Source organism: Micromonospora sp. ZG13, assembly GCF_059359355.1.
In genome coordinates this window covers 582006-594942 of the sequence record NZ_JCADBQ010000002.1, presented here as the reverse complement: position 1 = coordinate 594942, position 12937 = coordinate 582006, and the positions used below count along the sequence as shown (strand labels likewise).

Annotated in this window: 10 protein-coding genes and 1 pseudogene; 2 read left to right on the top strand and 9 right to left on the bottom strand. The window is 71.5% G+C overall.

Annotation, left to right across the window (positions count from 1 at the left end):
* Window positions 1-6 precede the first annotated feature (6 nt).
* Window positions 7-1005 (top strand): D-alanine--D-alanine ligase family protein, encoded by a 999-nt coding sequence (locus AC5L34_RS06675; RefSeq protein WP_494824091.1) that lies wholly within the window; start codon window positions 7-9, stop codon window positions 1003-1005.
* 296 nt (window positions 1006-1301) lie between these two features.
* Here the strand turns inward: AC5L34_RS06675 and AC5L34_RS06670 are convergent.
* The 9 genes and pseudogenes from AC5L34_RS06670 to rpmH all read right to left on the bottom strand — a co-directional run.
* Window positions 1302-1896, bottom strand: a pseudogene (locus tag AC5L34_RS06670) (hypothetical protein); the annotation flags it as partial.
* 1488 nt (window positions 1897-3384) lie between these two features.
* Window positions 3385-4425: a ParB/RepB/Spo0J family partition protein gene (locus tag AC5L34_RS06665; protein WP_494824090.1), complete on the bottom strand. Its 1041-nt coding sequence runs from the start codon at window positions 4423-4425 to the stop codon at window positions 3385-3387.
* A 27-nt stretch (window positions 4426-4452) separates the two neighbouring features.
* Window positions 4453-5745 carry a ParA family protein gene (locus AC5L34_RS06660; protein ID WP_494824088.1) on the bottom strand — a complete coding sequence of 431 codons (1293 nt, stop codon included), beginning with the start codon at window positions 5743-5745 and terminating at the stop codon, window positions 4453-4455.
* A gap of 277 nt (window positions 5746-6022) precedes the next feature.
* Window positions 6023-6907 carry a 16S rRNA (guanine(527)-N(7))-methyltransferase RsmG gene (gene rsmG / locus AC5L34_RS06655; RefSeq protein ID WP_441173909.1) on the bottom strand — a complete coding sequence of 295 codons (885 nt, stop codon included), beginning with the start codon at window positions 6905-6907 and terminating at the stop codon, window positions 6023-6025.
* A gap of 199 nt (window positions 6908-7106) precedes the next feature.
* Complete coding sequence (locus AC5L34_RS06650; RefSeq protein ID WP_441173908.1) at window positions 7107-7697, bottom strand: Jag family protein; 591 nt, start codon at window positions 7695-7697, stop codon at window positions 7107-7109.
* 214 nt (window positions 7698-7911) lie between these two features.
* The gene (gene yidC, locus AC5L34_RS06645) at window positions 7912-8901 is read right to left on the bottom strand and encodes a membrane protein insertase YidC (protein WP_089002794.1); all 990 of its coding nucleotides are present in this window, start codon (window positions 8899-8901) and stop codon (window positions 7912-7914) included.
* A 3-nt stretch (window positions 8902-8904) separates the two neighbouring features.
* Window positions 8905-9144, bottom strand: coding sequence for a membrane protein insertion efficiency factor YidD (gene yidD / locus AC5L34_RS06640; protein WP_231926251.1), 240 nt, complete (start codon window positions 9142-9144; stop codon window positions 8905-8907).
* 44 nt (window positions 9145-9188) lie between these two features.
* Window positions 9189-9605: a ribonuclease P protein component gene (gene rnpA / locus AC5L34_RS06635; RefSeq protein ID WP_494824085.1), complete on the bottom strand. Its 417-nt coding sequence runs from the start codon at window positions 9603-9605 to the stop codon at window positions 9189-9191.
* A 36-nt stretch (window positions 9606-9641) separates the two neighbouring features.
* A complete protein-coding gene (rpmH, locus tag AC5L34_RS06630; RefSeq protein WP_089002791.1) occupies window positions 9642-9779 on the bottom strand; it encodes a 50S ribosomal protein L34 in 138 nt (45 codons plus the stop codon).
* A 635-nt stretch (window positions 9780-10414) separates the two neighbouring features.
* Here rpmH and dnaA point away from each other — a divergent pair.
* Complete coding sequence (gene dnaA, locus AC5L34_RS06625; RefSeq protein ID WP_441173907.1) at window positions 10415-12250, top strand: chromosomal replication initiator protein DnaA; 1836 nt, start codon at window positions 10415-10417, stop codon at window positions 12248-12250.
* Window positions 12251-12937: the final 687 nt, after the last annotated feature.

Genomic DNA, 12937 nt, shown 5'->3' with positions numbered 1-12937 from the left:
TCCGGCATGGTTCCCACCGCTGCCGACCGTTCCGTCGTGACCGACCCCGCCGCCACCGCCGACCTGCGGGTGCTGGTGCTCGCCGGCGGGCTCTCCTACGAGCGTGACGTCTCGCTGCGGTCCGGACGCCGGGTGCTGGACGCCCTCCGGGCCGTCGGCATGGACGCCGAGCTGCGGGACGCCGACGTGGCGCTGCTGCCGGCCCTGGACGCCGATCCGCCGGACGCCGTCGTGATCGCCCTGCACGGCGCCACCGGCGAGGACGGGTCGCTGCGCGGCGTGCTGGACCTCTGCGGCATCCCGTACGTGGGGTGCGACGCCCGCGCGTCGCGGCTGGCGTGGGACAAGCCGTCGGCCAAGGCGGTGCTCCGCGAGGCGGGCATCCCGACCCCCGACTGGGTCGCCCTGCCGCACGACCGGTTCTCCGAGCTGGGTGCCGTGGCGGTACTGGACCGGATCGTCGAGCGGCTGGGGCTACCGCTCATGGTGAAGCCCACGCAGGGCGGTTCGGGGCTGGGCGCCGCCGTGGTCCGGGACGCCGCGTCCCTGCCGGCCGCGATGGTCGGCTGCTTCGCGTACGACTCGACGGCGCTGGTCGAGCGGTACGTGCCCGGCATGGACGTGGCGGTCTCCGTGGTCGACCTGGGCGACGGGCCGCGCGCCCTGCCGGCGGTGGAGATCGTGCCCCGCAACGGGGTGTACGACTACGCGGCCCGCTACACCGCCGGCCGGACAACCTGGCACACGCCCGCACGGCTGGCGCCGGAGGTGGCCGGCGCGGTGGCCGACGTCGCGCTGGCCGCGCACACCGCACTGGGCCTGCGCGATCTCAGCCGCGTCGACCTGATCGTGGACTCCGCAGGACAGCCGCACGTGCTGGAGGTCAACGTCTCGCCGGGGATGACCGAGACCTCGTTGCTGCCGCTCGCGGTCCAGGCCGCCGGCCTGGACTTCGGCAGGATGCTCGGAAGCCTGGTGGCCCGCGCCGCGACCCGGCGCCCCTGACCGGCCTCTCTCTCCGGGGTCTCGTCCGATCGGTCGTGGGCCCACCAGCTGAGCACGTGAGCCGGCTGCGGCCGGGGACGTTGCGGTGACCGGTCCCGCCGGACCTCCCGCTCGGAGCCACCGAGCGCCCGTTCGAGGGATCGGCAGGACGGACAAGCCCTAGACGCGCGGCCTTCGGGCTTCCGCGGCGGACGCCTCGTCTCCCGGTTCCTCTGCTGGCGGGACCTCCTCGGCGGACTCGATCACGGACACCGCCTCGCCCTCCGTCGGCTCGTCCTCGACCGGGGACTGCCCGGTGAAGCTGGAGGGCGCCTGCCACTGGATGCGCGGCGGCTCGGCCAGGGGGCGGCCGCCGAACTCCGCCAGCCAGGCCGCGACCATGGCGAGGTTCTCTCGCCATTGCGACTCCGAGATGGGCGGCAGGATGGAATCCCACAGGGAGAGGAAGGTCCCCCGCAACTGAAGCTGACCGTAGGGCCGGGCGAGGAACCACATGTGCAGGTGCGCCGAGCCGTCGCCCCAGCGGTTGACGTGTACCCGGGCCACCCCGTCGAGGGACCGGATGGCCCGCTCCAGCCGTACGGTCATCACCCCCAGTTCGGCGGCGAGCAGGTTCGGCAGGTCGCCGAGATCCAGATGCGAGCGGGATTCGAGGATCAGCACCATCGGCAGCCCGGTGGGACGGTCCATGGCGCGTACCCGCCATCGCTCGCCCACCCAGATGTACGCATCGTCCGGGGCGTTGCAGGCGGTGCATTCCCGAAGTCCCTCGCCCCTGCGCGGCGGCTCGACCGGGACCGGATCATCGAGTTGCTTGACACGAAGGTCGCCCTCGAAGGGGAAGGACGGCCACTGGGTGAAGTCCGGAACGGAGGGAGGGGTGTCCTGCACGACGCTGACACTAACCGGTTCCGGCACCGCTGTCCCTACCCGAATGCGCCACGGAGCGATGCCGCTCCGGCCCCTAGGTGGGCGCGCGGAGCGACTTATCCACAGGCACGCACAGGCATCCACAGGCTGATGAGACGCCGGACACATGCCGTCATCCACAGGCTGTCACCCTGTTCCACACGGGGTTTCACGTGAAACGGGGTGGCCTGTGGATAACCCCTGTGGATAACTTCGGCGTCCGGAGCCTCTGCTTCGGGTAGGAGAGCGGTCGGATGGTTCCACGTGAAACCAGCGGACGCCGTCGACGTCGGCCGCACCTCGTCATCGCTCCAGTCCTCGCCCTCGCCCCGCTCGGTCCTCGCCGTGAACGTGACCACCGAGACCGTCATCGTCGTCGCACGTCGTCGCGCTCCCAACCGCCGAGTGAGCTCCCGATCCCGTGATCGCCGCTCCATGGCCGCCGGGAGCGCCGCCTCTAAATCCGCCGTTTCCGGGTCCGTCGCCCTCGAATCCGCCGTCTCCAAGTCCGCCGCCCTCGAAGCCCGCGCCTCCCGGTCCACGCTTCTGAGTCCGACGCGTCCGGGTCCGACGCCTCCGGCCTTCGACCGATGGCTGTCCATCGCGCTCCGACCGTCGTCGGTCGTGGGGTCGCCGTTCTCAGCTTCGTTTCCGGAGGGGTCGTATCGACGGATGCACGACGCCGTTGCTGGTCTTACGTTCAGGACCGCCGGAGGGCATCCTGCCGAGCTCACGTCAGGATGCTGCGATCGTCGGTGCGCGTGCGCCGGACCCTCCGGAGCGCTCTGCCAGCAGCATGAGTGCGACTGGCATCCCAAGACCCGGCGACGGCCCGATCGGGCAGCACCCGAGAAAGTTCGGCCGGGCAGGGGTGCGTCAATGAGGCAGTGGGGTTACGGCTCGATCCTGGCGAGCAGACACACGTCCCTCACAGCGCTAACGGTCCCGCTTAGCCGCAGGGGTGGCCCTCGGGGTGCCAGAGTCGGCACGAGGCGCTCCGACGCACTCTCACAGCCCCGGCAGTTGGCCTCGCGGTCCCCTCCGGCAGCCCCTGCTACTGCTTCGCGTTCCTCTGCTCAGTTCGGCTCGGGTGGGTCTCGCCCGTACTCCTCGTTGCCCTCTCGACCGCCCCCTCTCGACCGCCGGACCGCCGGCCGCAGAACCGGGGGCCGCAGAACCGGGGGCCGCAAACCCGCCGAACGCAGAACCGGGGGTCGTTTCACGGGAAACGGTCGCGACGGCGGCTGAGCCAGCATGCGCCGCCCGCGCGGTTTCACGTGAAACGGCCCCGACCTCCGCGATCCGTTGCCGCGCGCTCGACGCACCAACAGCGCTGCCGGCTCGTGGAACGGTGAACTCAGCTCCTGGGCGACACAGAACAGCCGCGTGACCCTGAGGGTCACGCGGCCAGCGATGTCTGCCGTTCAACCGACGTGGATCCGCCCGTAGAGCCGGAGCGCGTCGGCCAGGTCAGGCCTCCGGCTCCTCCTCCTGGCCGACGCCGATGAGACCGACGATTCGCTCCAGGTCGTCGACCGTCGCGAACTCAATGGTGATCTTGCCCTTGCTCCGGCCGATGTCCACCTTCACGCGGGTGTCGAACCGGTCGGAGAGCCGGTCGGCCAGATCTGTGAGGGCGGGGGCGTGCGGCTTCGGGCGGCGCTTGGCCGCCTCCTTCTTCGTCGTACCGTCGCTCAGGGCCAGCGCGACGATCTCCTCGGTCGCGCGTACCGAGATCCCCTCGGCGACGATCCGGCGTGCGAGCTGCTCCTGCGCCTCGGCCTCGTCGAGGCTCAGCAGCGCACGGGCGTGCCCGGCGGAGAGGATGCCCGCGGCGACCCGGGTCTGGACCTGCGCGGGCAGGTTGAGCAGTCGGATGGTGTTCGAGATCTGCGGCCGGCTCCGCCCGATGCGCCGGGCGAGTTCCTCGTGGGTGGCGCCGAACTCGTCCAGTAGTTGCTGGTACGCGGCCGCCTCCTCCAGCGGGTTCAGGTTCGCCCGATGGATGTTCTCCAGCAACGCGTCGCGGAGCATGGCGTCGTCGTGGGTGTCCCGGACGATCGCCGGGATCTTCTCCCGCCCGACGGCCTGCGCGGCCCGCCAGCGTCGCTCGCCCATGACGAGTTCGTACTTCTCGTCGTCGAGCTGCCGTACGACGATCGGCTGGAGGAAGCCGACCTCCTGGATCGAGGTCTTCAGCTCCTCCAGGGCGTCCTCGTCGAAGACCTGGCGGGGCTGCTTCGGGTTCGGCACGATCGTGTCGACCGGAATCTCGGCGAACCGGGCCCCCGGGACGGGGCTGAGTACGGGCTCCGGCTCGGGCTGCACAGCGGCGGGCGGCCTCGCCACGACGGGTGCCGACTCCTCCGGGGCGTCGACGGCGATCGACGCCTCACCCGTCGCAGGCGGTTCTACGGCGGGGGTCGGCTCCACCACTGCGGTCGGCGCCGGCCCGGTCGGGATGAGGGCCCCCAGGCCCCGCCCCAGACCGCCCCGAGGACGGTTCTTCATGCCACGCCTCCCAGCGACAGTTCCGCACTACGCATTCCGGCCCACCGGCTCCTTGACGCCACGCTCGGCGATCTCCTGGGCGGCTTCGAAGTAACTCGTCGCCCCCCGCGACCCCGGATCGTAGGTCATCACGGACTGGCCGTAGCTGGGTGCCTCCGAGACGCGGACGTTACGGGGGATGACCGCCTGGAGCACCTTGTCGCCGAAGTGGTTCCGCACGTCCTGCTCGACGGCGTCGGCCAGCCGGGTACGCCGGTCGTACATGGTGAGCAGGATGGTGGAGACGTCGAGCTTGGGGTTGAGGTGCTGGCGGACCAGGTTGATGTTGTTGATGAGCTGGTTCAGCCCCTCCAGCGCGTAGTACTCGCACTGGATCGGGATGAGCACCTCCTGCGCGGCCACGAGCGCGTTGACCGTCAGCAGGCCGAGCGAGGGCGGGCAGTCGATGAAGACGTAGTCGAAGTGGCCGGGGTAGGCGGCGATCGCCCGGGCCAGCCGCGACTCGCGGGCGACCACCGACACCAGCTCGATCTCCGCGCCGGCGAGGTCGATCGTCGCCGGTACGCACCAGAGGTTGGGGATGCCCTCGACGCCCTGGGCGACCTCCTCCAGCGGCACGCTGTTGATAAGGCAGTCGTAGACGTCCGGCACACCGGTGTGGTGCGGGACGTTCAGCCCGGTGGAGGCGTTTCCTTGCGGATCGAGATCGACCACCAGCACCCGGTTGCCGTGTAGGGCGAGTGCCACCGCAAGGTTCACCGTGGTCGTGGTCTTCCCCACGCCGCCCTTCTGGTTCGCGACGCACATGACCCGGGTCCGTTCCGGCCGAGGCATCGTCACCTCGCCACTCGGATTAAGGATCTGCACGGCGCGCATCGCCTCCATAGCCAACGGTGGGTCATCCTCTTCGCGCGTCGGGGTTTCACGTGAAACGTACGCGGCCTCGGCAGCACTGGCTCCCGGGGCGGCGGTCGTGTCGGTGACGTGAACGGGTTCGGGGGTCGCGTCCGGCACGGAGTCCGGGGTGGGCTGCTGCGGCACGGGAAGCTCGAAACGGGCCGAGGCCGAGGCGTTACGCCGGATCGGAATCACCCGGCCGCCGGCCGAGTTGCCGGCGCGCGGCACGTCGGGAGCGGCGCGCGTCGCCGGGCGCTCCGGTCCAACCGCCTCGGCGTCGGACGGCCGGACGGCCGCGTCCCAGCCGGGCGGCCGGAGCGACGGGCCGTCGGGCGCCCAGTTGGGGTAGTCGGTTTCACGTGAAACGGGGTCGCCCGCTGACCCCGTCACGCGTGGATCGTCGTGCCTTCCGTCGTCATGCACCTGTCATCCCTGCCCGCTTCGGATGGTCGGTCCGCACCCCGTCAACTGGCCGCACGCGATCGCACCGCGGAGCGTACGGCCCGGCGGGAGCGGCGGGACCGGTGAACGTCCGTTGCCGCCCGCTCCACACTATCGACGCGCAGCCAGCCTACGGCTCACGGGCGCAGCCGGTCCACGTCGGGTTCTCATCCTTCCGTCCACCCGTACCGGTTCAACGACGCAACCGCCGGCCGGGAAGCCGGCATCGCGTACATCCGAAACGGTGTCCGAGAGGGACTCAGCGCCGCCGGGACCGGCCGCCTCGCGACCTCTTCGGGGCCTTCGGCCGGGCCGGCCCCACCATCCGCTCCCGCACGATCTCCACCACCGTCGTCGGCGGATCGATCACGCCCTCGCCGCAGCGGTGCACCTCGGGCTCGCCGCCGCCGAGCCGGGCGACCGTCTGCGCGTGCTCGGCGATCTCGTCGGCCGCGGACGCGCCCTTGAGGGCGATCAGCCGACCGCCGGGGACGGCCAGGGGCAGGCACCACGTCGAGAGCCGGTCCAGCGGCGCGACAGCGCGCGCCGTGACCACGTCCCCGCTCAACGGGCCGACGCCCGTCGCGCCGGTCGCCGCCTCGTCGGCCCGCCCCCGGAACACCCGGACCATTTTCGCCAGGCCCAGGTGCTGCACCGCCTCGATGAGGAAGGAGGTGCGGCGGGCGAGCGGCTCGATCAGGGTCACGGTCAGGTCGGGACGCGCGATGGCCAGCACCAGGCCGGGCAGCCCGGCGCCGGAGCCGACGTCAAGGACCGTCGCCCCCTGCGGGATCCGCTCGGCCACCGCCGCGCAGTTGAGCAGGTGGCGGTCCCAGATCCGGGGCGCCTCGCGCGGGCCGATCAGGCCGCGGACCACGCCGTCGGTGGCGAGCAGTTCGGCGTACGCGGCCGCCAGGTCCAGCCGGTCGCCGAAGAGCGCGCGGGCCGCGCCGGCCAGTTCCGGCGGCAGCACCGCCACGGTCGGGGAGGGCGCGTCCTGAGCAGCCCCGGCCGGGGGTGTCGCGCCCTCGGAGGCGTCGCCCGGAGACGGCGGGTCCTCCGGGCCCGCCGCCGGCGACGACGCGGCCTCGGGAGCGGCAGCCGAAGACGGCCGGCCCTCGGGAGCGGCAGCCGAAGACGGCATGGCCTCGGAAGCGTCGGCCGAAGGCATCGGGACCGAAGGAGCGTCGCCCGAGGACGGCGTCGCAGCCTCAGGAGCGCCGGTCGGGGGCGCGGAGGTGTCGGGGTTCACGGGCGGCTCGGGCCGGACAGGCGACGGCCCGGGCGGCGTGCCACCCGGGCCGTCCACGGCACCGGCCGTGGTGTCGTCGTGGGTCACCCGGTCAGTCCGCCGGCCGGACGATGATGCGGCGGTTCGGCTCGACGCCCTCGGACTCGCTCTCCACACCGCTCATCGCGTTGACGACGTCGTGTACGCACTTGCGCTCGAACGCGGACATGGGCTCCAGGCGTACGGGCTCGCCGTACTCCTTGACCTTCTCCACGGCGTTCTTGGCAACGGCGGCGAGTTCCTTGCGGCGGGTCGCCCGGTAGCCGCCGACGTCGAGCAGCAGCCGGCTCGGGGTGCCGGTCTGCCGGAAGACGGCCAGCCGGGCGAGCTCCTGGAGGGCCTCCAGGGTGGCACCGCGCTGGCCGACCAGGTTCTGCAGCCGGCCGCCCACCACCTCGACGACGGGACGACCGCCGGAGACCAGCTCGTCGATGTCGCCGTCGTAGTCGAGGATGTCGAGCAGGCCCTCGACGTAATCGGCCGCGATCTCGCTCTGCCGGAACAGTTCGCTCTCGCCGACGGCCTTCTTCTCCTTGGGGCCCGACTCCTCGTCGGTCTCCTCGGTCTCGCCGTTCACCGCGGTCGGCTCGGTCCCCTCCTCGTCCAGGGACTCGTCGGCGCGGGGGGTGCTGGTGTCGGTCACGGTCTCATCTCCGTACTCGCTCGGCCGGACCGTCGGGTCCGCTGGTTTCCCGGGGCCGGCGGGAGGTCGCCGGTGCCCACGGGCACGTCTGTCGTACGGGCAGTCTCGCCCGTGGCCGCGCCGCGCGCGGCGGTTCCGCCCGGCGCCGGCCGTACGGCGGCTGCGCGGTGCGGAACGGGCCGCCGTCGGTCTCCCGACGGCGGCCCGAATGTCCTCAGCCCTGCCGCTTGGCGGGGCGGCTCTTCTTCGGGTTGGCCGGCTTGGCGCCCGGCTTGGGGCCGGCGACCTTGGGCGCGGCCGGCTTCGCCGGGGCCTGGGGGGCCGCCTTGGCGCGGCCGAGCAGACCGCCCGTCTTCGCCGGCTGCACCGGGTTGCGGGTCGAGGTGCCCGGCTTGCTGGTGGCGGTGGGCGGCGGCGGGAACTTCCGCAGCACCCACTGCTGCTGCGCCAGGGTGAAGAGGTTGTTCGTGACCCAGTAGATGATCACACCGATGGGGAAGATGGCGCCGGAGATGAGCAGCGACAGCGGGATGCCGTAGAGCATCAGCTTCTGGATCATCCGCTGCTGCGGGTCCTCGGCCCAGCCGGTCTTGAGGATCATCTGGCGGCTGGTGAGGTAGGTGGTGCCCATCATCACCAGGACGAGGATGCCGGCGATGATCTTCACGGTGGTGCCGTTGGCGCCGAGCCGGGCCAGTTCCTCGGCGGTGGAGCCGAACTTGCCGGCGATCGGGGCGGTGAAGAGCTTCGCCGCCGAGGCGCTCTCGAACTGGCCGAGCGTCCAGCCGTAGAGGGTCTTGCCGGCCTCGCTCTTGTCCGGGTTGAGGCGGCGGAGCACGTGGAAGAGGCCCAGGAAGACGGGGATCTGGAGGAACATCGGAAGGCAGCCCATGAGCGGGTTGGCCTTTTCCTTCCGATAGAGCTCCATCATCTCTTTCTGGAGCGTCTCCCGGTCACCCTTGTGCTTCTCCTGCAGCGCCTTGACCTGCGGCTGGAGGGCCTGCATCGCCCGCTGCGACTTGATCTGCTTGACGAAGACGGGGAAGAGGATCACCCGGACGGTGACCACGAGGAAGACGATGGCGAGGATCCAGGCCCAGTTGGTGCCGATCACCGCCGCGTCCGGCACCCCGATGGCGTCCCAGGCCCCATGCCAGGCCAGCAGGATCCACGAAATCGCGTAGTAGATCCAGTCGAGACTCAATTCTCAGGCTCCAGTCACATCGGCACGGCGGCGGCCGCCCGGCTCCGGCACCGGGTCGTGTCCACCTGGGTGGAAGGGGTGGCAGCGCAACAACCGCCGGGCCGTCAGGCCCGCTCCCCGGATCGCGCCGTGAACCGCCACCGCCTCCAGGGCGTAGGCACTGCACGACGGGTAGAACCGGCAGCGGGCCGGCAGAGCCGGACTTATCCACCGACGGTACGCGACGATCGGCCCGCTCAGCACCCGGGCACCGATCGTCGCGGGCCGGGGCCCGGTCGCTCCGGTGGTCACCGGGACCGCCGTCCGCGGGGTGCCTTCGCGGCGGCGATCGCCGCGTCCAGATCGGCACCGAGTCGCGGGTACGACGTGTCGGCCGCGGCGGGCAGCGCCCGTACGACCAGGGTGCTGCCGGCGGGCAGGGCGGCCAGCCGCTCGCGGACCAGGTGTCGCAGGCGACGGCGGACCCGGTTGCGGACCACGGCGTTCCCGACGGCCTTGGACACGACGAAGCCGGCGCGGGCCGGTGCGGAGGGTTGCTCCGTACCGATGCTCCGCGCCGGCTCCGGCGAGGTTGCTGTCGCGGGTTCGAGGGTCGTCGGCTGGCTCAGGTGGACGACGACGGCACCACGGCCGGCGCGTCGGCCACCCCGGACCGCTGCGGCGAAGTCAGTGCTGCGCCGCAGTCGCTGTGCGGCCGCCAGCACGACTGCCCACGTCCCCCGGACCTGACCCGGTCGGCCTCAGGCCGACAGGCGGGCGCGGCCCTTGGAACGACGGGTCGAAAGGATGGCGCGGCCGGCACGGGTGCGCATGCGCAGCCGGAAGCCGTGGGTCTTCGCGCGCCGGCGGTTGTTCGGCTGGTAGGTGCGCTTGCTCACGTCAGGCTCTCCGTTTTCGTACGCCCCGGGCGAGGGGTCGCCGGGATCGTGTGGTGGTCCAGGCCACCTCGGCGGTGGCCCCCGATCGGTGCTGCCCGGCGGCGCGGGACCTCGGCGATGCGGGGAAGCGACCGCGGACAGCAAGCACCTATCACCCTAGCAGAGGGCGAGAGAGCAGCCGTTCCAGCCTACGCAGGGCGGCAACCACCGTCAAACACCTCCAGCAGGGCGGACACCGGGCCCCGTGGGCGACCGATGCGGCGGTTTTCGCTGATGTTGCCAAGGGTCGCCGCGCGTCGGCGGTTGATGGCGTGCCGACAACGCTGTTACCGTGCCCGATTGCGGTCAGCGTCGAAAGGTCCGGTCGTCGCCGGCGGGCAAGACCGGACAAGGTAGTGAATCGTTCGGCACGGTGAACCCGCTTCAGCGCCCGTCCAGGCAGGGGGCAGGTCCGACCCGCGTCCGGCGGGCGGCCACAATCGGTGCGTACACAGGCTGTGGATAACTTGTGGACGAGGACCGGTCGGTCGCCCGGTGGGTGTCGTTCCACCCGCGCGTACGCGGCGGGTCCGGGGACGGCCGACCGGAGATGACGGCGGCGTCGGCGCAGCAGAGGCGAGGGGGGTGGCACGACGGTGACCGGTACGACCGACCTTGCCGCGGTGTGGACAGCAACGACCGACGAACTCGCCGACGAGATCATCTCCGCGCAGCAGCGGGCGTACCTGCGGCTGACCCGGCTGCGGGCCATCGTCGAGGACACCGCGCTGCTCTCCGTCCCGGACGCCTTCACCCGGGACGTGATCGAGTCGCGGCTGCGCCCGGCGATCACGGAGGCGCTCACCCGCCGGCTGGGTCGGCCGATCCAGGTCGCGGTGACCGTCCGCGTGCCCGAGGACGGCTCCGGCCGCCCGGCGGGGACCGTCTACCGCAGCGTCCCCGAGTCCGGGCCCGCCGACCACGACGGCGGGCCGCTCGACCACGTCGACGCGCCGGCCGGCTTCGACGGGATGGTCGGTCAGCGCGACGGCGGGGCCTTTGACGGCGGGCAGCCGCCGCTCATCCCCGAGCAGGCGCACCCCCAGCGTCGCCCCGACGGCCCGGCGCCGGGCGACGAGGGGCACCGGCCCGGCGACCGGGGCGGGCAGGAGGCCCTGTTCAGCACCCACTTCGCCGAGCCGCCGGACCGGTCGGCGCCGCCCCGGCACCCGGGCGAGCGCCGGGGCTACGACGAGCAGGCCGCCCGGTTGGACCCGCCGGCCGCCGACGCCCGGGGTTACGAGCCCCGCTACCGCGAGGACGCCGTCTCCCCCCGCGACCAGCACGTCATCCGGGCGCTGCCCCGCGACACCGGCACCGACAGCGGGCCCGGACGCGGTGGCGCGGATCACCATCGGCCCGGTGGCCGGGACGACCGCCGGCTGCCCGGCGCCGACAGCGGCGGCAACCGGCTCAACCCCAAGTACATGTTCGAGACGTTCGTCATCGGCTCGTCCAACCGCTTCGCCCACGCCGCGAGCGTGGCGGTCGCCGAGTCGCCCGCGAAGGCGTACAACCCGCTGTTCATCTACGGCAGCTCGGGGCTGGGCAAGACGCACCTGCTGCACGCCATCGGGCACTACGCCACGACGCTGGGCAACGCCCGCTCGGTCCGGTACGTCTCGACCGAGGAGTTCACCAACGACTTCATCAACTCGCTCCGGGACGACAAGACCAGTGCGTTCCAGCGGCGCTACCGCGACGTCGACATCCTGTTGATCGACGACATCCAGTTCCTGGAGAACCGCGAGCGTACGCAGGAGGAGTTCTTCCACACCTTCAACACCCTGCACAACGCCAACAAGCAGATCGTGATCACCTCGGACCGGTCGCCGAAGCAGCTCGCGACCCTGGAGGACCGGCTGCGTACCCGCTTCGAGTGGGGGCTGCTCGCCGACATCCAGCCGCCCGACCTGGAGACCCGGATCGCGATCCTGCAGAAGAAGGCCGCGCAGGAGCGCCTCTACGCGCCGCCGGACGTGCTGGAGTTCATCGCCTCGCGGGTGTCGAACTCGATCCGGGAGCTGGAGGGCGCGCTGATCCGGGTCACGGCGTTCGCCAGCCTGACCCGCTCGACGGTCGAGCTGTCGCTGGCCGAGGAGGTGCTGCGGGACTTCATCCCCGACGGCGCCGGGCCCGAGATCACCGCCGACCAGATCATGGTCTCCACGGCGGACTACTTCGGGGTGAGCCTGGAGGACCTGCGCGGCCACTCCCGCTCCCGGGTGCTGGTGAACGCCCGCCAGGTGGCCATGTACCTGTGCCGGGAGCTGACCGACCTGTCGCTGCCCCGCATCGGGCAGGCCTTCGGCGGCCGGGACCACACCACGGTCATGCACGCCGACCGCAAGATCCGTCAGCAGATGGCCGAGCGGCGCTCGCTCTACAACCAGATCGCGGAGCTGACCAACCGGATCAAGCAGAACACCTGAGCGACGCCCGACAGGTCGCCGCGCGGCGTCAGGCGCGCCGCACGCACGCTGTCGATCGCGTATGCCCGCCGCCCGCGCGGCGGAGAGGGGCCACGGAGGCGCCCGGCCGGACCACCGGTCGGGCGTTTCTTCGTTCTCCACAGCCCGTCCGGCTTGACCCTCGACATGGTGTAGGCCACAGCATCGAGCCCGTGTCCGTACACAGCCCGGATCGTTGTCCACAACTCGTCATCCACAGCCTGTGGGAAACTACGATCCGTCCACGCCCCGGTTACCCACAGGTTGTGGACAAACCCTGGGGACGAGCTGTGGACGCCTGGGGACAACCGGCTCGTTGCCCACCGACGACGGTGGGCCTGTGGGAAACCTGTTGAAGGTTCTGGGGATGACGCCGTCGGCACGGCTTCCGCCTGTCCACAGGTCTGGGGAGAAAGTCGGTGGATAACCGGTGGATAACCGGTGGACGACGGTGGACAACCTGGGGGCGCCGACCGCCTGTGGACCGGGACACGAGTTGTACCCCGGGTTCTCCACAGGTAAACCACCGGTGGATAACGTGTCTGAGCTGCGCAAACGCGGGTTCTCCACAGTTTGCACAGGTGCGATGAAGATGACGAGTTATCTCTTCTAAGAGAACAAAAACCAATCATCACCGTTGGACTTCCTGTGGATTGGCCGGAACGCCGT